The 20,963-nt window shown below is 70.1% G+C and carries 22 protein-coding genes; 13 read left to right on the top strand and 9 right to left on the bottom strand.

Translation table 11 applies throughout. The annotated features are described in order from the left end of the window. The first annotated feature begins 1 nt into the window (after position 1). From N5096_RS04065 to N5096_RS04055, 3 genes are all read left to right on the top strand, one after another. Complete coding sequence (locus tag N5096_RS04065; RefSeq protein ID WP_267663052.1) at positions 2 to 523, top strand: PUA domain-containing protein; 522 nt, start codon at positions 2 to 4, stop codon at positions 521 to 523. A 62-nt stretch (positions 524 to 585) separates the two neighbouring features. Next, on the top strand, positions 586 to 1,272 hold the full coding sequence (locus N5096_RS04060) for a 2,5-diamino-6-(ribosylamino)-4(3H)-pyrimidinone 5'-phosphate reductase (protein WP_267663051.1): 687 nt from the start codon (positions 586 to 588) through the stop codon (positions 1,270 to 1,272). A 297-nt stretch (positions 1,273 to 1,569) separates the two neighbouring features. Then, a complete protein-coding gene (locus N5096_RS04055) occupies positions 1,570 to 2,493 on the top strand; it encodes a coiled-coil protein (RefSeq protein WP_267663050.1) in 924 nt (307 codons plus the stop codon). 256 nt (positions 2,494 to 2,749) lie between these two features. On the opposite strand, the gene N5096_RS04050 is transcribed toward N5096_RS04055, so the two are convergent. Further along, positions 2,750 to 4,255: a uracil-xanthine permease family protein gene (locus N5096_RS04050; protein ID WP_267663049.1), complete on the bottom strand. Its 1,506-nt coding sequence runs from the start codon at positions 4,253 to 4,255 to the stop codon at positions 2,750 to 2,752. Between the two features lie 177 nt (positions 4,256 to 4,432). Between N5096_RS04050 and sppA the strand changes: the two genes are divergently transcribed. The 3 genes from sppA (at position 4,433) to N5096_RS04035 (ending at position 7,640) form a co-directional block, all read left to right on the top strand. After that, entirely contained in the window at positions 4,433 to 5,368 is a 936-nt protein-coding gene (sppA, locus tag N5096_RS04045) for a signal peptide peptidase SppA (protein ID WP_267663048.1), read from the top strand. Positions 5,369 to 5,452: 84 nt separating this feature from the next. Next, positions 5,453 to 6,580, top strand: coding sequence for a DUF373 family protein (locus N5096_RS04040; protein ID WP_267663047.1), 1,128 nt, complete (start codon positions 5,453 to 5,455; stop codon positions 6,578 to 6,580). Positions 6,581 to 6,815: 235 nt separating this feature from the next. Continuing rightward, a complete protein-coding gene (locus N5096_RS04035) occupies positions 6,816 to 7,640 on the top strand; it encodes a shikimate dehydrogenase (RefSeq protein WP_267663046.1) in 825 nt (274 codons plus the stop codon). Between the two features lie 30 nt (positions 7,641 to 7,670). Here N5096_RS04035 and N5096_RS04030 read toward each other — a convergent pair whose 3' ends face one another. Next, the gene (locus N5096_RS04030; protein WP_267663045.1) at positions 7,671 to 8,129 is read right to left on the bottom strand and encodes a transporter; all 459 of its coding nucleotides are present in this window, start codon (positions 8,127 to 8,129) and stop codon (positions 7,671 to 7,673) included. A gap of 127 nt (positions 8,130 to 8,256) precedes the next feature. Here N5096_RS04030 and N5096_RS04025 point away from each other — a divergent pair, with 127 nt between their 5' ends. The 4 genes from N5096_RS04025 to N5096_RS04010 are packed head-to-tail and all read left to right on the top strand — an operon-like array spanning position 8,257 to position 12,105. Then, positions 8,257 to 8,811, top strand: coding sequence for a helix-hairpin-helix domain-containing protein (locus N5096_RS04025; protein WP_267663044.1), 555 nt, complete (start codon positions 8,257 to 8,259; stop codon positions 8,809 to 8,811). A gap of 46 nt (positions 8,812 to 8,857) precedes the next feature. Continuing rightward, positions 8,858 to 10,552: an anthranilate synthase component I family protein gene (locus N5096_RS04020; protein WP_267663043.1), complete on the top strand. Its 1,695-nt coding sequence runs from the start codon at positions 8,858 to 8,860 to the stop codon at positions 10,550 to 10,552. Further along, a complete protein-coding gene (locus tag N5096_RS04015) occupies positions 10,545 to 11,180 on the top strand; it encodes an anthranilate synthase component II (RefSeq protein ID WP_267663042.1) in 636 nt (211 codons plus the stop codon). Before N5096_RS04020 ends, N5096_RS04015 begins: the two co-directional genes overlap by 8 nt. Continuing rightward, positions 11,173 to 12,105 (top strand): aminotransferase class IV, encoded by a 933-nt coding sequence (locus N5096_RS04010; protein ID WP_267663041.1) that lies wholly within the window; start codon positions 11,173 to 11,175, stop codon positions 12,103 to 12,105. The genes N5096_RS04015 and N5096_RS04010 overlap by 8 nt, the downstream gene beginning before the upstream one ends. 542 nt (positions 12,106 to 12,647) lie before the next feature. Here N5096_RS04010 and N5096_RS04005 read toward each other — a convergent pair. The 4 genes from N5096_RS04005 to N5096_RS03990 all read right to left on the bottom strand — a co-directional run bounded on the left by N5096_RS04005 (position 12,648) and on the right by N5096_RS03990 (position 15,178). Next, complete coding sequence (locus N5096_RS04005) at positions 12,648 to 12,830, bottom strand: DUF7511 domain-containing protein (protein ID WP_267663040.1); 183 nt, start codon at positions 12,828 to 12,830, stop codon at positions 12,648 to 12,650. Positions 12,831 to 12,948: 118 nt separating this feature from the next. Next, positions 12,949 to 13,767, bottom strand: coding sequence for an imidazole glycerol phosphate synthase subunit HisF (gene hisF / locus N5096_RS04000; protein ID WP_267663039.1), 819 nt, complete (start codon positions 13,765 to 13,767; stop codon positions 12,949 to 12,951). Positions 13,768 to 13,811: 44 nt separating this feature from the next. Next, entirely contained in the window at positions 13,812 to 14,843 is a 1,032-nt protein-coding gene (locus tag N5096_RS03995; RefSeq protein ID WP_267663038.1) for a glycosyltransferase, read from the bottom strand. 62 nt (positions 14,844 to 14,905) lie between these two features. Further along, entirely contained in the window at positions 14,906 to 15,178 is a 273-nt protein-coding gene (locus tag N5096_RS03990) for a helix-turn-helix domain-containing protein (protein ID WP_144799560.1), read from the bottom strand. 323 nt (positions 15,179 to 15,501) lie between these two features. Between N5096_RS03990 and N5096_RS03985 the strand changes: the two genes are divergently transcribed. Next, positions 15,502 to 16,236: a class I SAM-dependent methyltransferase gene (locus N5096_RS03985; RefSeq protein WP_267663037.1), complete on the top strand. Its 735-nt coding sequence runs from the start codon at positions 15,502 to 15,504 to the stop codon at positions 16,234 to 16,236. 48 nt (positions 16,237 to 16,284) lie between these two features. Here N5096_RS03985 and N5096_RS03980 read toward each other — a convergent pair whose 3' ends face one another. Next, positions 16,285 to 16,662, bottom strand: coding sequence for a hypothetical protein (locus N5096_RS03980; RefSeq protein ID WP_267663036.1), 378 nt, complete (start codon positions 16,660 to 16,662; stop codon positions 16,285 to 16,287). A gap of 248 nt (positions 16,663 to 16,910) precedes the next feature. On the opposite strand from N5096_RS03980, the gene N5096_RS03975 reads away from it, so the two are divergent. Both N5096_RS03975 and N5096_RS03970 read left to right on the top strand, forming a co-directional pair. Continuing rightward, positions 16,911 to 17,687 (top strand): bacteriorhodopsin, encoded by a 777-nt coding sequence (locus N5096_RS03975; RefSeq protein ID WP_267663035.1) that lies wholly within the window; start codon positions 16,911 to 16,913, stop codon positions 17,685 to 17,687. A 66-nt stretch (positions 17,688 to 17,753) separates the two neighbouring features. Further along, entirely contained in the window at positions 17,754 to 17,978 is a 225-nt protein-coding gene (locus N5096_RS03970) for a hypothetical protein (protein ID WP_267663034.1), read from the top strand. A 220-nt stretch (positions 17,979 to 18,198) separates the two neighbouring features. Here N5096_RS03970 and N5096_RS03965 read toward each other — a convergent pair whose 3' ends face one another. Then, the gene (locus N5096_RS03965; protein ID WP_267663033.1) at positions 18,199 to 20,277 is read right to left on the bottom strand and encodes an AAA family ATPase; all 2,079 of its coding nucleotides are present in this window, start codon (positions 20,275 to 20,277) and stop codon (positions 18,199 to 18,201) included. A 228-nt stretch (positions 20,278 to 20,505) separates the two neighbouring features. Then, positions 20,506 to 20,922 carry a TRAM domain-containing protein gene (locus tag N5096_RS03960; RefSeq protein ID WP_267663032.1) on the bottom strand — a complete coding sequence of 139 codons (417 nt, stop codon included), beginning with the start codon at positions 20,920 to 20,922 and terminating at the stop codon, positions 20,506 to 20,508. Between the last annotated feature and the right edge of the window lie 41 nt (positions 20,923 to 20,963).

Below are 20,963 nucleotides of genomic sequence, written 5' to 3'. Positions count from 1 at the left end.
TATGACCGACGCCGACGCGCTCGCGGACCTGCGGACCGGCGCCGACTACCAGTTCGGCGCCGGCGCGGGCCGCGCCCTCTTCCCCCCGGACGAGCCGCTGACCCTTCGCCGGTCGAGCGGCGGCCGCCCGCGACAGGTGATCGTCGGCGACGTCGACGACACGCCCGGCAGCTCCGAGGGCGACCGCCTCGTCTCGTACGGTACCGACGGGCGCTTCACCCTGGGCGTCGCCGGCGGCCGGCGGCTGCGCGGGGCGTTCGACCGGCCGCGACACCGGGTGGTCGTCGGCGAGGAGAGCGAGCCGTTCGTCCGCGAGGGGCGCAACGCCTTCGCGAAGTTCGTGACCGCGGCCGACGACGGGATCCGACCCGGCGACGAGGTGCTCGTCGTCGACGGGGACGACGCGCTGTTCGCGGTCGGGCGCGCGGAGCTCTCCGGCGCCGAAGCCGAGGCGTTCGGGAGCGGGGTCGCCGTCAAGGTGCGGAATGGGGTCGGCGGCGACGGAGTCGCCGACGCGGAGTAGCCGGCTGCCCTCGGCGCGTCCCCGACCGAAACGATCATTTCCCGTCCCCGAGACGAACGCGTATGCACGTCGTCGTCAACGCCGCCCAGAGCGTCGACGGGAAGCTCGCGACGCGGCGCCGGGAGCAGCTCCGCATCTCGGGATCGGAGGACTTCGACCGGGTTGACCGGGTCAGGGCCGCCGCGGACGCGGTGCTCGTGGGTGTCGGGACGGTGCTCGCCGACGACCCGCACCTCACGCTCGACGAGGAGGACCGCCGCGTCCAGCGCCTGCGGAACGGCCGGCCCGGTCACCCCGCCCGCGTCGTCGTCGACTCGGAGGGGCGGACGCCGACCGACGCTCGGCTCCTCGACGACGCGGCGACGACGTACCTGCTCGTCTCGGCGGCGACGACCGAGGAGCGGCGCGAGGAACTCACCGCGGCCGGCGCGGAGGTCGTCGCGGTCGAGAGCGAGACCGATGAGGGTCGCGTCGACCTCGCCGGCGGATTCGACGCGCTGGCCGACCGCGGCGTCGACCGCCTGATGATCGAGGGGGGCGGCGAGGTGATCTATTCGTGTTTCGCGGCGGGCCTCGTCGACGAGCTCCACGTCTACGTCGGGTCGATGGTGATCGGCGGCCGAGACGCGCCGACGCTCGCCGACGGCGCTGGGTTCACCGAGTCGTTCCCGCGGCTGGATCTGGTCGGTTCGGAGCGACTCGACGCCGGAGTCGTGCTCTCGTACGAGGTCCGCGACGAGGGCGCGTGAGGCCATCGCGGGTCCCCCGTGACACCGCGGCGGGCCCGCGTGGTCCCCCGGCCGACGTTCATAAATAGTGATGGGTGTGTGATCGTTCGGCACGGAACGACGGGTATACCGCCCGTGCTACCGGGTTACACCCGATTCACCGAAGTCTTTATATGTCGGCCTACGGTAGAATCAGTTACCAGAACGCCTCCGGCGCTGGTGGGATCGCACGCTGAAATGAACGGGAGCTCTTGTGAACGGCCCGACGCACGACAGCGAGCGACTGCTACCCCCGGAGCGGTGATGGAGAGATAAAAAATGGTAACGAAAGACGAAGTCATCGAGCAGTACGAGATCGAACCGATGGACAAGGCGGACAACGTGGACCTTTCCGAAGACGACCTCGACAACGGGTCGAAGGGGCAGCTCATCAAGCGCGCCGGTCAGCTACGAGACCGACGCAACGAGCTGAACCAGATGGCGTCCGAGCGCGCCTCCAAGCGCGACGACCTCAACGCGAAGACGCGCGAGAAGGTCGACGAGGCCCAGGAACACCGCGAGAACCGCGACGAGCTCAACGAGCAGGTCCAGGAGCACAAGGACAAGCGTAACGAGCTCAACGCCGAGGCCAACGAGCTGTTCGACGAGGTCGAGGAGCTCAAACAGGACATGGAACTCGGCTCCGGCAAGTCCATCGAGGAGCTCAAAGAGGAGATCGAGGACCTCGAGTTCCGCCAGCAGACCGAAGTGCTCGACGCGGACGACGAGCGCGAGCTCATCGAGAAGATCGACGAGAAGCGAGAGGAGCTCGCCGAGAAGAAGGAGAAGGTCGACGACACCAGCGAACTCGACGAGCTGGTCGACGAGGCCGAGGAGGTCCGCTCCGAGGCGTCCCAACACCACCAGAAGGTGACTGAGCTCGCCGACAAGGCCCAGGAGCACCACAACCAGATGATCGAGGCCTACCGCGAGGCCGACGACATCCGCGACGAGGCCGACGAGATGCACGAGCTGTTCGTGGAGGCCCAGGAGGCCGCCGACCGACACCACGAGGACTTCGTGCGCGTCCAGAAGCGCCTGCGCGAGCTCGACAAGGAGGAGGAGCGCGAGCGTAAAGACGAGCGCGCCGAGAAGCGCGAGGAGGAGAAGGAAGAGGCCGAGGAGATCTACCAGAAGTTCAAGGAGGGCGAGACGCTCGACACCGAGGACCTGATGAAGCTCCAGAAGACCGGCCTGCTGTAAGTCCGGCGAGACACCCGTTTCTGCGGTCGTTTCGCGAGGCACCCAGCGCCCACTCCGCGGGTCGGCGAGTAGTGTTCGGCTCGGCCACGGGCGGGTCTCGGCTCGGCGCCCGCGAGCGTCTCCCGGCGTGCCGGACGCCGGTGTCGGCGTTCGTCACCGTCGGCCGGTTTCATACCATCGATCAGTTTCATGACCCTCGACCGATCCCGTCAGGGCAAGCCGTTTGGGAGAAGATCGGCGGGTACGAACCGCTTCCTTATCGGAAGAAGCGTTCGTACGCGGACGTGAAATCCGCGTCCGCTTCGGCCGCGTCCTCCCACGCGGTGAGTCCGCGTTCCGTGGCCGTCCCGGCGATCGAGTTGTCGAGGAGGAGGGCGACGATCCCCCCGACGGCCATCCCCGTCGATCCGATGACGTAGACGGTGTTGGCGACGATATCGGCGCCCAGGAGGGGACCGACCAGGAAGCTATCGGCCAGCCCCTGCTGGAAGGCGCTCGCGCTCCCGACGGTTCGCATGTACTCCGGGACGGCCAGCCCGGAAAAGAGCGAGATCCCGATAACGAAGATGTTCCGGGAGGAGTCGAGGTCGACGTACTTGAGATTCGAGAGGCCGACGCCGACGATCTGAGCGAACATCGCGATGTAGAGACCGCCGATGATCGGGCCCGGAATGGTGGCGACGAGCTGGCCGAAGTAACCGACGAAGCCGACGAGGATCATGAGCGCGGCACCGATCTGGACGACGTAGCGCGAGGCCACGCCGGTGAGACCGATAGCACCGATGTTCTCCGAGTACGAGGTCGACCCGCCGGTGCCCATCACCCCGGAGAAGACGTTCATGAGTCCCTCCATACCGATGCCGTGAGTCACGCGTTCGCCGCTCGGGGCGCCCATGCCGGAGAGGCGGGCGACGGCGTGGTAGTCGCCGATGGACTCGACTATCGAGGCGGCGACGCCGGCGAGCATACCGATGACGAGCGCGGGCGTGACGCTCGGCGTCCCCCACTGGAGCGGGTAGATGAGGTGGACCGGTTCGGCCGCTGCGACGCTCGCCAGATCGATGTAGCCGGGCGTTTCTGGCCCGAAGACGCCGAGGACCGATAAGGCCGCGGCGACGACCCACGCGACGAGGATGCCGAGCAGGACCGGGAACAGCTGGAAGATCTTCGACCGTCCCCCGAGGTACTGCGAGAACGCGACGATGGCGACCAGCGTCAGACCGACGAGCCACCAGTTCTGATCGGCCGTCACGATGTCGGGAGAGTTGAACAGAGACAGGCCGATGAGCACGATGACCGGCGTGATGACGACCGGTGAGAGGTGTCTCCGCAGCCGTCTGACGAGCCCGAGGTAGCCGATCGCGACCTCGGCGAGGGCGGCGACGATGATCGCGCCTTGGAGCTGTAGCAGAGCCGCCCGCCAGGCGACGATGCCTTCTGGGGGGGTCGCGGTCACGACGCCGATGACCGCCAGCGCGGGCGCGAGCATCGAGAACGGGGCACCCTGCACGATCGGGTAGCGGTTGCCGAACGTCGTCTGCGCGAGGGTCGCGATGCCCGACACGACGAAGAACGTGCCGACGAACCGCGGAACGACCGCGTCGGGCATCCCCATCGCGCCGGCGAGGATGAGCGGGACGGCGATGTTCGCGCCCACCATCGTGAGGTAGTGCTGGACGCCGAGGAGGAGCGATTTTCCCAGCGGCGGTTTGTCGTCGATGCCGTACTGAACGAACGCGTCTTCGTCCTCGGTCCCTGCCATCCCTGTGGCCTCGGTCGTCGTAGGGCTACAAAAGTTCATTCTTTGGAGCCTGAGAGCCGGCGTCCGCGGTCCCGACGCGCCGAGGCGGAGTCGGGGCGAGCGGGTCCGGGACGCGGCTCGGGGCGGCTCGCTCGTCTCCGACCGCATATATAAACGGCCGCACCTCTAATCGGAGGCATGGAACGCAACCCCCGCTCGGACGGGAAGAATCTCCTCGCGGCCGCCGTGGTCGGCGCGACGGCGACGGTGGCGGGCAAGCGGCTCGTCGCTCGGATGACCCGCGGGCGGTTCGGCGAGAGCGAGGAGTACAACGTCGGGAAAGTGACGGTCTCCGGACCGATCACCCGTAAGAGCGGCCGCCCCTCCCCGCTGTCGGGGCCGGGCGGGACGACCGCCGACGACGTGGTCGAGCAGATCGAGGCGGCCGACGAGGACGAGGACGTCGAGGCACTCGTGGTCGAGCTCAACACGCCCGGCGGCGAGGTGCTCCCGAGCGACGATATCCGGCGCGCGGCTGCGGACTTCGACGGCCCGACGGTCGCGTACGCGACCGACACCTGCGCGTCCGGGGGCTACTGGATCGCGAGCGGCTGCGACGAGCTGTGGGCGCGCGACGCGAGCCTGGTCGGCTCCATCGGCGTCGTCGGCTCGCGGCCGAACGCGGCCGGGCTCGCCGACAAGCTCGGGATCTCCTACGAGCAGTTCACCGCCGGCGAGTTCAAGGACGCCGGGGTGCCCCTGCGCGAGATCGAGGCGGACGAGCGGGAGTACCTCCAGGGGATCATCGACGGCTACTACGAGCAGTTCGTCGAGACCGTCAGCGAGGGGCGCGACATGGACCCCGAGGCGATCCGGGAGACGGAGGCGCGGGTGTACCTCGGCACCGACGCCCTCGAGATCGGGCTCGTCGACGACCTGGGCACCAAAGACGACGTGGAAGAGAGAGTGGCGGACCTGATCGGCGCGGAGCCGGAGGTCCGCGAGTTCACGCCCGACCGGGGGCTCGCGGAGCGGCTCGGCATCGGCGCGGAGCGCGTCGCGTTCGCGGCCGGCAACGGCGTCGCGAGCGCGTTTACGAGCGAGGGCGGGGAGGTCGACGTCGAGCTGCGGTAGGGCGGCTCGTCGGTCGCGAGGCTCTGGCCCGGCGACCCCCCGCCGACGGGGAGCTTTTTATCCGGGCGGATCGAGAGTCGGAACGTGACGACGCTGGTCATCTGCATCGACCGATCCGGCGCGATCGGGCGGGCCACCAACGTCCCGATGCCGGTCGCCGGCTGGGAGGCGGTCCGCTCGCTCGTCACGGACGCCGGGCTGAGCGACCCGGAGGACGCCAGCGTCAACTGCCTGCTCGAGTCGCTGCGGGTCGCGCGCGACCTCCGCGACGACCGCGAGGACGCGGTCGTCGCGGTGGTCTCGGCCGAGAGCGACACCGCCGTCGGGGCCGACCGCTCGATCGCCGCCCAGCTCGACGACCTCGTGGACCGGTACGACCCGCGGGCCGCGATCGCCGTCGTCGACTCCGCGGAGGACGAGCAGGTGCTCCCGATCGTGGAGTCGCGAATGCCGGTCGACTCGGTCGACCGCGTCGTCGTGCGCCAGGCCCGCGACATCGAGTCGACGTACTACCTGCTCAAGCAGTTCCTCGCCGACGAGCAGCTGCGGTCGACGATCCTCGTCCCGTTCGGGGTCGCCCTGCTGTTACTGCCGGCGCTGTTCTACTGGTTCTCCCCCGCCGAGGCGGTCGCCGGCGTCGCGGGGCTGCTCGGCGCCGCGCTCCTTTATAAAGGGCTCGCGATCGACCGGTTCGTCGCGGGGATGCCCGAGCGAGTCCGCGAGGCGCTGTACGCCGGCCAGGTGTCGATCGTGACGTACGTCGTCGCCGCCGGGCTCGCCTTGGTCGGGGGGTTCTTCGGCGTGCTGGCGGCCTCGGAGCTCGGGGATCCCCCCCGGCTCGTGGAGGCGATGGAGTTCACCTACACCGCGATCCCGTGGTTCGCCGTCGCCGGCGTGACCGCGGCCGTGGGACGGCTCCTCGACGAGCTGATCCGCGACGAGGGGATCCGGACCCCCTACCTCAACCTCCCGTTCGTCATCGGCGCCGTCTCGCTCGTCGTCCGCGGCTTCGCGGGCTACGTCCTCGCGCAGGAGTCGGTGATCGACCCGTTCGACCCGATCGGCGTCGGCGTGACCCCCGTCCAGCGGCTCGCGGGGTTCATCGTCGCGGGCATCGTCGTCTCGCTCGTCGGCGTCAAGCTCGCGAGCGACGTGGGCACGGAAACGCTGGAGGACGTCATCGACGCGGACCGGAAGACGGACCGGGAGTGAGGGCGGCGACCGCGCTCGTTTCCGCGGTCTCAGCACTCCGACCGCGCTCGTTTCCGCGGTCTCAGCACTCCGACCGCGCCCTCCCCGCGGTCTCCGCACCCCGACCGCGCCCTCCCCGCGGTCTCAGCACCCCGACCGCGCCCTCCCCGCGGTCTCAGCACCCCGACCGCGCCCTCCCCGCGGTCTCCGCACCCCGACCGCGCCCCTTTTGTCGGTCGCGGCCGCGTGAGCGTCCATGGACGTGTACGGACTGATCGGGAACCCGGTCGAGCACTCGCTGTCGCCGCCGCTCCACGAGGCCGGCTACGAGGCGCTCGGGATCGACGCGCGCTACGTCACCTTCGAGCCGGACGCCGACGCGGCGGCCGCGGCGGTCGCGGGCGCCGCAGACCTCGGCGTCGCCGGGCTCAACGTCACGGTGCCGTTCAAACGCGACGTCCTCGACGCGGTCGACGCCGCCCCCCTCGCGGCGCGCATCGGCGCGGTCAACACGGTCGACTTCGGACCGATGCGCGCCGGCGAGACCGACCGGCCCCGGGGTCACAACACCGACGCGGCCGGCGTGAAGCGCGCCTTCGCGCACCACGACGTCGCGCTCGACGGGAAGGAGGCGGTCGTCGTCGGGGCCGGCGGCGCCGGACGGGCCGCGGCGTTCGCGCTGGCCGACGCGGGCACGAGCGTCCGCGTGGCGAACCGCACCGCCGAGCGGGCCGTCTCGCTGGCCGAGGCGGTCCCCGGAGCGAGCGGCGGCGGCCTCGACGACCTCGGCGAGCGCGTCGCCGGCGCGGACGTGCTAGTCAACGCCACCAGCGTCGGGATGGAGGCGCCCGAGGAGACGCCGGTGCCCGCGGAACACCTGCACGGCGACCTGGCCGTCCTCGACGCGGTGTACGCGCCGATCGAGACGCGGCTCCTGCGCGAGGCGGCCGCGGCGGGCGCGACAACGGTCGACGGGGCGTGGATGCTGCTGTTCCAGGGGGTCGAAGCGTTCGAGATCTGGACCGGCCGAGAGGCGCCCGTGGACGCGATGAACGCGGCGCTGCGGGCGGAGTTGGAGTAGTCACGCGGCGTCGAGAGGGCGTTTACTCTTTTAAATAATCCCCGGAGTCGCCAACAGCCCGGCGGTGACGACGAGGACCGCGGAGAGCCCGGCGGCGCCGTAGAGGAACGGCTTCGCGTCGCGGGCGGGCTCGCGGAGCTTGCCGGCGTCGAGCCCGTCGGTCAGCTTCCCGCTCGCGACCTCGACGAGGCCGGTGATCAGGAACCAGAGCGCGATCATCGTCACCACGAGGTGACCCCGCCCGGTCCCGGTGAGCGACTCGAAGGTGTACAGCGTCCCAGCCATGTGGCCGCCGGACGCGAGGAAAGCGAGGGCGGCGATCCGGGTGATCCACCGGAGTCGACCCACGATAGACCCGAGGGCGTCGGCGCCGACGTCGCCGCGGAGCGCCGGCGGGAGCACCGCAAGGGTGACGAACAACACGCTGCCGGTCCAGAGGATCGCGAAGCCGACGTGGAGCGACCACATGACCGGGTTGACGATGTCCATACCCGTCGGAGGGACCGACGACTCTTATAAACCCGCGAGACCGACCCGCTCCGCGGCGGCGCCTCTGGCGGCGAGCGCGGGGCACCGGCGAGGGCTTTTAAATATCCCACGGGCGTATGCCTCGTCGATGGCCCTACTGCAGAAGATCAAGGAGAAACTCGGGTTCGGGACCGGTCGCACCGAGCGCGACGACACGGAGGCGGAAGTGACCGTCGAGAGCGACCCGGCCGCCGAGGAGGCCGCCGGGAGCGACGACCGCGAGGACGCGGAGCCCGTCGCCGCCGGGACGGACGCGGCAGCTTCCACGGAGTCGCTTGTCGACGACGAAAGCGAGGTCGACGAGGCGGACGGGGCAGATGGGAGCGAAGCCGTCGAGGCGGACGCGACCGAGGTCGAGGAAACCGACACGAGCGAGTACGAGACGGCCGACGACGACACCGCCGCCGAACAGGCGGAGGCCGTCGACGCCGGGACGGGAAAGGTCGCGGTCGACGCCGACGACGTCGGGACCGACGTCGAGGAGCTCAAGGGGATCGGCCCGGCCTACGCCGAGCGGCTCGCCGAGGTCGGCATCGAGACCGTCGAGGACCTCGCGGACGCCGACGCCGAGGCCGTCGCAGAGGGAACCAGCGTCGGCGAGAGCCGCGCCTCGACGTGGATCGAACGGGCGAGCGAGTTCTGAGGCGCCCGACCGCAACTGTTTCGTCGCGCCCGCCGAACCGGGTCACATGCAGCGATCGGTACACACCGACCGGGACCGGTTCCGCGAGGCCGCCGCCGCGGCGCCCGCGGGAGCCCGCGTCCCGGTCGAGCGCCGGATCGCCGTCGACGACCCCTTCGCGGCCTACCGCCGGGCCCGCGACGGCCCCGGCGGCTTCTGTTACGAGACCACGGGCGGGCAGTCCGGCTGGGGCTACTTCGGCGTCGACCCGGTCGAGCGACTGAGCGTCTCGGGCGAGGCGGTGGTCGCCGAGACCGCTGAGGGAGCAGGGGGCGACTACCGGCGCCCGAGCCCGACGCTCGCGGCGCTCCAGGGACTGCTCGACGGGGAGGCCCTCGCGCGCGGCGACTGCGAGGTCCCCTATCCCTGCGGCGCGTTCGGCTGGCTCTCCTACGACGTCGCCCGCGAGCTGGAGTCGTTCCCGGCGCCCGCGCCGGCCGGTCCCGGCGCGGTCGACGACCGCGGCCTCCCGCGGCTCCAGATCGGCGTCTTCGACCGGATCGCGGCGTGGGAGTGCCCGGTGAACGACGGCGACGACGCCGAGGCCGCGAGCGCGGCGCCGCCCGTCACCCTCCGCGTGACCGCCTGTCCTCGGGTCCCCGCGGGGCTCGATGATCCGACCGCCGACGGCGACGCTCTCGACGCGCTGTTCGACGAGGGGGCGGCGCGGGCGGGCGACCTCGTCGACCGGATCCGGACGGGCGACCCGGGCGTCGGGCCCGCCCCCGACCCGGACGCGTCGACGGCGACCTTCGAGAGCGACACCGGTCGCGAGGGGTACGCCGAGGCGGTCCGCCGGGTGAAGGGGTACGTCCGCGACGGCGACACCTTCCAGGCGAACGTCTCGCAGCGCCTCCGGGCGCCGGCCGCGGTCCACCCGGTCGAGGCGTACGACGCGCTCCGGGCGGTGAACCCGGCACCGTACTCCGGGCTGATCGAGTTCTCGCGAGAGGGGAGAAGCGAGGAGACGGGCGGGCCCCCCGTCGGCGTCGACCTCGTGAGCGCGAGCCCGGAGCTCCTCTTGGAGCGCGTCCCGACCGACGACCCCGACCGCGGCGCTCGCCTCGTGACCGAGCCCATCGCCGGGACGCGACCCCGCGGAGAGACGCCCGCGGACGACGACGCGCTCGAATCGGAGCTGACCGGCGACGCGAAGGAGCGCGCCGAACACGCGATGCTCGTCGACCTGGAGCGCAACGACCTCGGGAAGGTCTCGAAGTTCGGCACGGTCGACGTCGCGGAGTACCGCCGCGTCGACCGGTACAGCGAGGTGATGCACCTCGTGAGCCTCGTCGAGGGGGAGGCGCGGTCGGGCGTGGGCGTCGCCGACGCGGTCGCGGCGTGTTTCCCCGGCGGGACGATCACGGGCGCGCCCAAGCCGCGGACGATGGAGATCATCGACGAGCTGGAGGCGACGCGACGGGGGCCGTACACCGGCTCGATGCTGGCCGCGGGCTTCGACGGCCGCGCGACGCTGAACATCGTCATCCGGACGCTGGTCCGGCACGGCGGGGAGTACCACCTGCGCGTCGGCGCCGGGATCGTCCACGACTCCGAGCCGGACGCGGAGTACGAGGAGACGCTCGCGAAGGCGCGCGCGCTGGTGACCGCGACGGACGAGGCGCTCGCGGCCGGCGGGATGGCCGTGAGCGGGACCGGAGACGCGAGCGACGCGGAGGGGCCGGAGGCGAGCGATGACTGACCGGCCGCTCAGCGACACCGGCTGGCGACCCGGCGCCGGCGACTCGGACGCCCGGGTCCTCGTCGTCGACAACTACGACTCGTTCGCGTACAACCTCGTCCAGTACGTCGGCGAGGTCGCCGGCGCGGTCGCGGTCCGGCGGAACGACGCGGTCGACCTCGAGGGGATCCGCGCGCTCGACCCCGACGGCGTCGTCGTCTCGCCGGGTCCGGGCACCCCGGCCGAGGCCGGCATCTCGACGGCCGCCTTCGACCTCGCGGTCCCCGTCCTCGGCGTCTGTCTCGGCCACCAGGCGCTGTGCGCGAGCCGCGGGAGCCGGGTGGGTCACGCCCCGGACGTCGTCCACGGGAAGCCCTCGACGATCGCCCACGACGGGTCGGGCGTGTTCGCGGGGCTCCCCGACCGGCTCCGCGTCGGGCGGTATCACTCGCTGTGCGTCGAGCGCGGCGACCTCCCGGACGGGCTGGTCGAGACCGCCCGCACCGAGGACGAGCGCGAGGTCGTGATGGGGGTGCGTCACCGCGAGAAGCCCCACATCGGCGTGCAGTTCCACCCCGAGAGCATCCTCACGCCGCGGGGGAAGGCGATGGTCGCGAACTTCGTGGAGGTGTGCGAGACGCATGAGTGAGGAGCCGAGCGACAGCGACGTCGGCGAGGAACTGCGCTACCACGTCGACGGCGAGGTCGTGCCCGCGAGCGAGGCGACCGTCTCGGTCGAGGACCGCGGGTTCGCCTACGGCGACGCCGCCTTCGAGACGATGCGCGCGTACGGCGGGGAGGTCTTCCGGTGGGGGGCTCACGCCGCACGGCTCGCCGACACCTGCGAGACGCTCGACCTCAACCACGGCCTCGCGGACGCGGACCTGAAGGCGCGGATCGACGAGACGCTCGCCGCCAACGACCTCACGGACGCGTACGTGAAGCTCTCCGTCACCCGCGGGGTCCAGCCCGGCACGCTCGACCCGAGACCCGAGGTCGACCCGACCGTCGTCGTGGTCGCGAAGCCGCTCCCCCGCGGCGGCGTCGACTCGGAGCCGGTCCACGACGGGCCGGCCGCGGTCCAGACGACGAAGACCCGCAAGCCGTCCTCCCGGGCGCTCCCGGCGGACGCGAAGACGCACAACTACCTCAACGGAATTTTGGCCCGGCTGGAGCTCCGGGTCACCGGCGCCGACGAGGCGCTCATGCTCGACGCCGCGGGCGACGTCGCCGAGGGCGCGACCGCGAACCTCTTTTTCGCGGACGGGACCGCCCTCAAGACGCCCTCGCTCGACGGCCCCGTCCTCCCCGGCGTCACCCGTCGGACCGTGATCGAGATCGCGGAGGCGGAGGGGATCCCGGTGGAGGAGGGGACGTACGCGCCCGACGCGGTCCGCGAGGCCGACGAGGTCTTCCTCACCAACTCGACGTGGGAGGTCCGGCCCGTCGAGACGGTCGACGGGCTCGGAGTCGGCGGGGACGGCGAGGGCGTCGAAGGCCCCCTGACGACCCTCGTCTCGCGGCTGTTCGACCGGCGCGTGGAGGAGCGGTACTACGCCGGCGAGCGGCTGTGAATCGAGCGGCGACCCCGACGCCCTTTTATAAGTAACTGGTGCGGTGGCGCGCGCGCCTCCGAGCGGCCGCCTCCGGCGGCCGCGAAGGAGCGCGTGCGAGGGAGGCGGTGGGCCGGCGCGGCTCCGCCCGCGCCGGTTCGTCCGCCGAGGTTGGGGAGGTGTGAGGCTGCGGTGCGGTTGCGGTCGGGGCGGGACTCAAAAGGGCAGTCGCGAGGACGGCTTAGGCGACGCAAGCACCAGAAGGAGCGAGTGAAACGAGCGACTGAGGAGCGTGGTTCGAGAGAGCGAAGCTCTCTCGTCATCACGAGACGCCTTCGGCGTCTCGAACGACAGCGAGCGTAGGTCGTCCTCGCGGCTGGGGCTTTGGAAGCGTTGGCCGTCGATGCGTTCTCGACCGTATATAAATGAGCGGCTGGAGGTTCGGAGATGTTCCCCGTCAATCCGCTATCAGCCATTGATAAGCGAGCGACTGAGGATATGACAGCACTCACCGAACTCTCAACGCTCGCCCGACCGACTAAAAACCGATCGGAACCGCCGTGTTACCGCCACTCGTCGCGCGACACGCAGTCCGCCTCCCGGACCGTGATCCACCGCGTCGTCCGCTCGTCGGGATCGCGCTCCCGCTCGAAGAACGTCACCTCCCCGTCCCCCGAGCCGTCGTCGGTCCGCTTACAGACGAGCTCCGGACGCTCGGCACGGACACGCGTCGGTGACGTGGACATACGTTACGCTTCGCTCGGGTTCACATAATAACTGTTGGTTTCGATCGCCGCTATCAGAAACAACGTCAGTTGTGAACGGACGTTATTTCAGTTCCGAGTAGGAATCACGATCGGTCGTTCACAGCCGGACGGGGACGCCGCGCTCGTCGAGGTACCGCTTCGTCTCCTCGATGGAGTAGTCGCCGAAGTGGAAGATGGAGGCGGCGAGCCCGGCGTCGGCGTTCGCCTCGGTGAACACGTCGTACATGTCCTCGGGGCCGCCGCAGCCCGAGGAGGCGATGAGAGGGGTGGAGACGGCCTCCCCGACCGCGTTCATCAGCGGGATGTCGTAACCGTCCTTCGTCCCGTCCATGTCGATGGAGTTGACGAACAGCTCGCCGGCGCCGCGCTCCTCGGCCTCCTTCGCCCACGAGACGGCGTCGACGCCGGTGCCCTCGCGTCCGCCCTTCTTCGTGCACTCGAACCACACCGTCTCGCCGTCGTCGTCCTCGTAGAAGTGCTCGCCCGCGTCGTCGTGGCGGCGGCGCGCGTCGATCGAGATGACGATACACTGGCTGCCGAACGCGGCCGCGCCCTCCTCGATGAGCGCGGGACGCTCCAGGGCGCCGGTCGTGATCGATACCTTGTCCGCGCCCGCGCGGAGGGTCTCCTTGATGTCGGCCTTGGTGCGGATGCCGCCGCCGACCGTCAGCGGGATGAAACACTCGTCCGCGACCGCGTTCACCACGTCGAGCATCGTCTCGCGCCCCTCGGCGCTCGCGGTGATGTCGAGGAAGACGAACTCGTCGGCCCCGGCCGCGTTGTACTTCTTCGCCAGCTCGACCGGGTCGCCGGTGTACTCCAGGTTCTCGAAGTTGACGCCCGTGTACACCGCCGCGTCCCCGTCGTCGTCGAGGTCGACGTCGATACAGGGGATGATCCGCTTCGTGAGTCCCATTCGTTACCGGCCGTAGACGACGCCGGAGGTTAAAAGGCGCGGGGTCACTCCGTCCGCCGGTCGTACTTCGCCACGGCGCGGTCGGCGCGCTCCGAGAGCCCGTTCGGGTTCCGGGCGTGGCTCCGGTCTCGGCTCCGGGCGACGAGGCCGTCCGAGCTCCCGCTGGCGAGGCCGACGAGCACGTCTCGACCGGTCGCAAGCCACCGCGACGGCGTCGACTCGCCGCGGACCACGTCGGCGGCCGCGCCGATCGCGTCCGTCGCGGCGTGCGAGCCGGCCCGTGCGATCACCGTCGGCCGGACCCCGTAGTTCTTCAGCAGCCGGTACGCGAGCGCCCGGTACTTCCAGCCCCACTCGCGGGCGCTGCGCCCGCCGTCGACCGCGGTCGGGCTGGGCGGCTCCGCGGTCACGGCGAGGTCGTCGCGCCACGCGACCTCGCGGTCCATCTGCGCGAGACGGTGGGCCGCGTCGCGCGCGCCTCCGGTCCGGAGGTACTCGTCGAAGCCGTCGAGGTCTCGGAGCGTCTCCCGGCGGAAAGCGACGTTCCCGCCGGCGAAGTAGGTGACGTCCCGGCCGGCGATCGTCCGGCGTTCGGGGCCCAGGTCGTCGTCGGTCTTGCCGGCGTCGTCGGTCTTGCCGGCGTCGTCTGTCTTGCCGGCGTCGTCGCTCCCGTCGTCTCGGTCACCGTCGCCGACCCCTTCGTCGTCGTCGCGTCCGGCCCCGCGAGACGATTCGAGCGGCGTCACCGGTCCCGTCACCGCCTTGGCGTCGTCGAGCCCGGCCCGGACCGCGTCGAACCACCCCTCACCGATCCGGTTGTCGTAGTCGACGAAGGCGACCGCGTCGCCGGTCGCGACCTCGATGCCGGCGTTGCGGGCGACGTTGACCGTCCGGTCCGATATCTCGACGAGCACGTCGACGTCGTCCCGGTCGCGCACCATCCCGGTCGTCCCGTCCGCGGACGGGCCGTTGGCGACGATCACCTCCGCCTCGGGGGCGTGTGTCGCCAGCGCATCGAGACAGGCGGCCAGCCGGTCTCGCCCGTTGAGGGTCGGTACGACGACCGAGAGCTCCATACGCTTGGATGTCGGGGCGAGGGAATAAAAAGGGCTCCGTGCGTCCTCGACGGTCGTTCCGGTTAAATTGTCAGGTAATAGACCTGCTTGCGGGCGTCCTTGAAGCTGTAGCGGGAGTCGACGAGCCCCTCCTCCTCCAGGCGGTTGAGCGCGTAGCGAACGGTGCGGTCGGGCAGGAGCGACTCCTCGGCGAGCCCGCCCTGCGAGAGGGGGGAGTCGCCCTCCAGTACTTTGGCGACGAGCTTAGCGCTGGGGGGAAGTTCGCGCAAGCGGTCGCGGTACTCGCTCTCCGAGAGGCGGTCTTGGTCGGCGGTCTCCGCTGGACTGGTACTCATACGCTGCTCAACTCATCGCTTATTGGTAAAGGTTAGCTACATATTGGGGAATCCGATTGGGAGAATATAATGTGTTAATATCACGTTCCAGTCGTCCGTCGAACCCGATCGATCGGGCGGGATTTCCCGCGTCCGGTCCGTGACGCGTCACCGTGACCGTCGAGGAATCGGTCGGCCGGTCTCGGTGAGCGAGTAGGCACCGCATTACGCTCGGTCGGGGGTGTCGCCCGGGTCGGGTTCGGTCCGCGATCGTCGGTCGCCCTGCCTCCGTCCCCGACCGCATCCAGTACGGTTTTGTCGGTCGCGTGTGCAGTACGCACAACGTGAAGGGACAGGACTGGTACCAGGCCGACGAGGTCGCGGAGGAGTACGAGGACGTCAGGTTCTCGGGCGGCGGAGAGCTCATCGACCGGCGCGAGAAGGAGGCGGTCCTCTCTGCGCTGGGACCGATCGAGGAGGGTCGCCGCGTGCTGGAGGTCGCCTGCGGAACCGGCCGGTTCACGACCATGCTCGCGGACCAAGGCGCCGACATCGTCGGGCTCGACATCTCCCGCGAGATGCTCGAACAGGGGCGACAGAACGCGGCCGAGGCGGGGCTCTCCGACACGGTGGAGTTCGTCCGCGGCGACGCCTCCCGGCTCCCGTTCCCGGACGACCACTTCGACACGGTGGTCGCGATGCGCTTTTTCCACCTGATGGACGACCCGGTGCCGTTCGCCCGCGAACTGCGCCGCGTCAGCGCCGATCAGGTGTTCTTCGACACGTTCAACAGCCGCAGCCTCCGGACGCTGTACACCCGGCTGCTCCCGATGGGTTCCCGGCTCTACTCCGAGCGGCAGGTGGTCGACATGCTGCGCGCCGCGGACCTGACGCTCGCCGGCGAGGAGCACGATTTCGTGCTGCCGTACGGCTTCTACCGCGAACTCCCCGGCCCCGTCGCGAAGCCCTTCCGCGCCCTCGACGAGGTCGCCGGGAACACGGTCCCGGGCGACTACGTGGCCTCCGTCTCCTACTGGGACGCCCGCGTCTCGGCCGGGCGCGACGACGCCGACGAGTAGCCGTCTCCCTGGCGCCGCCGTCGCGCGAGGGCGGACCGCGCGCGCGGCTCAGTACGTGTGGATGACCTCGCCGCACCGCAGACACTCGATCGTGTCGCTCCGGAACAGGCGCTCCTGCTTCTCCGTCGGCCCGTTACACTCCGGACAGACGCCGAGGTTCCGCCCGTCCGCGACGCGCGCGGACAGGTCAAGGAACCGGTCCTCGAGCTTCTCGATCTGCTCGGACTGCGCCTCGACCACCGACTCGAGGTCCTCGATCGTCTCCTCCCGTTCCTCCAGCGCCGACGAGAGCTCCTCCACGCGGTCCTCGTACGTGTCGAGCGCCTCCATGTCGAGCGCCGTCGCCTCCGTCTCGGTCGTCTGTTCCGTCTCTTCTTCGACTTGGTCCGTCGTTTCGGTCTCCGTTTCGGTCTCGTCGTTTGCCATACGGGCATTATGATCGCCAGACGGGTTTCGTTTTGGGTCACCAGTAAGGGTCGCCCCGCCGGCGGCGGCCAACGCCGGGGTGAAACCGTCGTCGTTGGGGGTCTCGACCGGCGCGAAACCCGCCGAATCACATTTTATTCCAGATATTCAAAACACGATACTAAAATCCGGGTCGACGAATCGGTATCGGATACCTAACTATGATGTGTCGAAGTTGATTGTCCAATAGACTGTACCTATGGTTGCGTATGGATCCGACAGTACTACAGGCAGGGTTCGACGTCCTCGGGGACGGTCGGCCCGAAACGCTGTGGCTAGGTATCGGAACGATATTCATGCTCATCGGGACCTTCTACTTCCTCATACAGGGATGGGGGGTCACGGACAAGGAGGCCCGTGAGTACTACGCGATCACGATCCTCGTGCCGGGTATCGCGTCGGCCGCGTATCTGTCGATGTTCTTCGGCGTCGGACTGACCGAAGTCGAAGTCGTCGGTCGCGGTACGCTTGAAATCTACTACGCGCGGTACGCAGACTGGCTGTTCACCACGCCGCTGCTCCTGCTTGACCTCGCGCTGCTCGCGAAAGTCGACCGGGTCAGCATCGGTACGCTGATCGGCGTCGACGCGCTGATGATCGTCACCGGTCTCATCGGCGCCCTGTCGAAGACGATGCTCGCTCGGTACACGTGGTGGCTGTTCAGCACGATCGCGATGATCGTCGTGCTGTACTTCCTCGCCACGAGCCTCCGTAGCGCGGCCAAGCAGCGCTCGGCGGAGGTTCAGAGCACGTTCAACACGTTGACCGTGCTGACTTTGGTCCTCTGGACGGCCTACCCGATCCTGTGGATCATCGGGACCGAGGGCGCCGGCGTCGTCGGCCTCGGCATCGAGACCCTCCTGTTCATGGTGCTGGACGTGAGCGCGAAGGTCGGCTTCGGGTTCATCCTCCTGCGCAGTCGCGCCATCCTCGGTGACACCGAGGCGCCGGAGCCGTCTGCGGGCGAGGCGTCGGCCGCCGACTGAGGCGTTCCCGACCTCTCGCACCGGCCCTTAAACCGTTGTACTACTTTTTACACTCATACACCATCCATGTCCAACGAATCAACCGAAACTGTCGCCGTACTAAACACCACGTCGGCCGTCGGGATCGGCGTCTGCTTCGCCCTCGCGTCCGCCGCGCTGTTCGCGCTGCCGACGCTGGAACGCCAGGGGTTCGCCTTCGAGACCGCGTTCTGGATGGTCTCGGCGGTGGAGCTGCTCGCCGCGTTCGGGATCGCCTACTTCGTGCTTAATCTCCACGAAGAGCGCGGATAGCGTCAGTCCCGAACGCTGTCGCCGACCTAGTGGATTCCGTGACGACGCCGAAGGCTCTCGTGACGGCACTGCCGGCTCCGCCTATTTAAATAATCAAGAGCGATCGACCGGCTGAAACGACCGCAGCGGCGCTGTCTCTCGCGACCTCACTTTGTTCGGTCACCGTGTGGGTCCCGCTGGTTCCCTTGTTCGACCGGCGAGGGCGGTTCGGCCGTCTCACTTACTCCTGCGTCGACGCCGTCAGCTCCTCGGGCTCGGTCACCGAGGGCGCGGTCTCGGCGAGCGCGCGCTCGAAGTGGTCGACGTCGACCGCGATCGCCTCGTGCAGGCCGTCGGCGTCGCCGTCCTCGTCGACGATCGTCTCCTCGATGGCGAGCATCGCGGCCTCCCGCACCAGCGCGGCGATGTCGCCGCCGCTGTATCCGGCGGTCCGAGCCGCCAGCGCGTCGAGGTCGACCGCCGAGGTCGTCGGCGTGTTCCGCGTGTGGATCGCGAGAATCTCCCGCCGCGCCGCCTCGTCGGGCAGGGGCGTCTCGACCGCCTTCTCGATCCGGCCCGGCCGTAGCAGCGCCTCGTCGATCGAGTCGGGGCGGTTGGTCGCCGCGACGACGACGACGTCCGTCAGGGGTTCGAGCCCGTCGAGCTCGGTCAAGAGCTGGGAGACGACGCGTTCGCCGGCGCCGGTGTCGTCGCCGCGCCGCTTCGGGGAGATCGCGTCGACCTCGTCGAAGAAGACGACGGCCGGGGCGTTCTCCCGCGCCGTCGCGAACAGGTCCCGCACCGCCTGCTCGCTCGCGCCGACGTAGCGGTTCAACAGCTCCGGGCCGTTCACCGAGATAAAGTTCGCATCGCTGAGGCTGGCGGCCGCCCGCGCCAGCAGCGTCTTCCCGGTGCCGGGCGGGCCGTACAGTAGCACGCCCGAGGGCGGCTCGATGCCGGCGCGCTCGAAGCGGTCGGCGTACTCCAAGGGCCAGTAGACTGCGCGGACGATCTCGCGTTTCGCCGCCTCCAGCCCGCCGACCTCGTCCCACGAGACCGACGGGACGTCGACGGCGACGTCCCTCAGCCCGCCCGGGTCGATCGACTCCATCGCCCGGTCGAGGTCGGCCTGCCGGACCGCGGTGCGCCCCTCCCGGCGCACCGCCCGCTCCAACGCGGCGTCGACGAGTACCGCGACGTCGGCGAGGACGAACCCGTTGATCCGGGTCGCCGTCGCCGGGAAGTCGACGTCCATCGCGAGCGGCACGTCGCGGGCGACCCTCCTGAGCGCCTCCTCCCGGTCCTCGACGCTCAGGGGCGCGAGCTCGACCTCCCGGTCGAACCGCCCGCCGCGCCGCAGCGCCTCGGGGACGCGCTCGGCGTCCGTAGTCGCCCCGACCACGACCGTCCCGTCCGTGGCCCGCAGCTCGTCGAGCGTCTCTCGGAGGCGGTCGCCGAGCGTCGCGCCGGCGCCGTCGTCGCCGAGGACCTCGAGGTCGTCGAGGAGGACCACCGCCCGGTCGGCGTCGCCCGCGGCCTCGACGACGCGGTCGAGCCGGCGGTCGCGGTCGCCCGCGCTCTCGCCGCGCAGCCGCGCGGCCGAGGCCGTGACGAGGGTCGCGTCGACCGCGGCCGCGACCGCCTCAACGAGCGTCGTCTTGCCGGCCCCGCGCGGCCCTTCGAGGAGGAGCCCGAGCGTGGTCGCGCGGCCGGCCGCCGCGAACGACTCGCGGCCGTCGAGCCGGGTCGCGGCCGCCTCGCGGAGGTCCCGGAACGTCGCCGCGGGCACGACGCCGTCGGAGTCGGCGGCGTCGGGCTTGCTCACGACCGCCGCCGTCCCCTCGTCGGTCGTCACGTCGATCTCGGTCTCCTCCCCGACGATCCCGGGCGAGGACGGCGCCACGTCGTCGACGGCGAACGAGAGCGACAGCGCGCCGCCGAGCAGGGTCGCCTCGACCTCGTCGCCGACGGAGACGGCCGTCCCCTCGATGCGGCGACGCAGGGCGGCCGCCGCGCGGGTGAGGTCCATCGACTCGTCGAGTCGGAGGGTGACCGCCGACGCCGCGGCGGGGTCGGCGGGTTCGACCGTGACCGTGTCGCCGGGATCGACGTCGGCGTTCCGGCGGATCGGGCCGGGGAGACAGGCCCCGCCGGGGTCGTCGTCGACCGCGGCCACGACCGCGACGGTGGTCCGGCCGCCGCGGACGCTCACGGCCGCCCCGGGGTCGACGCCGAGGTCCGAAAGCACCGACGGGGAGAGCCCGACCCGGCGGTCGCCGATCGATTCGGGAGCGTTCGCGACGGGCAGTCGAACGCTCATGTGCGGCATAGTCGTCGGGGGCTTCGGGCGGTGGCGACGCTCATCGACTCCATGAAACTGCGTACGCGCGGATCGCACATAGAAGCCACGACAATTCGCAGCAGACGCCACGACAATTCGCAGCAGACGCCACGACAATTCGCAGCAGACGCCACGACGATTCGCGAGAGGCGCCGCGGCGGGCCGCGAATCGCGACCGTCGTTCCGTCTCCTCGTTTCGTCTCGTTGTTACGTCGATTCCTCGACGACCTCGCCGACGGCGAAGTTGGACTTGACCTCCGTGATCTCGATTTTGACGCGCTGGCCGACCTGCGTGTCGGGGACGATGATCACGTAGCCGCGCTCGACGCGGGCGATGCCGTCGCCCTGCTTGCCGAGGTCCTCGATCTCGACGTATCGCATCTCGCCCGGCTCGACGGGCGGTTGGGGCCCGTCGTCGGCGCGGGACGCCGAGACGTCGGTGTCGCCGTCGGTCTCGTCGTTCGACTCGCTCTCCGAGCGGGAGATGAGCGCGACCCGATACGTCTCGCCGGGCTCCAGCGATCCGGTCTCGATCTCGCGACGCGGGACGTCAACGACGTACTCGCCGTCCGCCTCGCGGACGTCGGCGCTGAACAGACAGAGGAGCTTCTCTGAGATATCCATAGTAGACTCCACCGATACGTGGCGACGGACCAGTATAGTTG

Source organism: Halorubrum yunnanense (assembly GCF_026586675.1).
Classification (GTDB): domain Archaea; phylum Halobacteriota; class Halobacteria; order Halobacteriales; family Haloferacaceae; genus Halorubrum; species Halorubrum yunnanense.
This window is presented reverse-complemented; position numbering and strand designations above follow the sequence as displayed.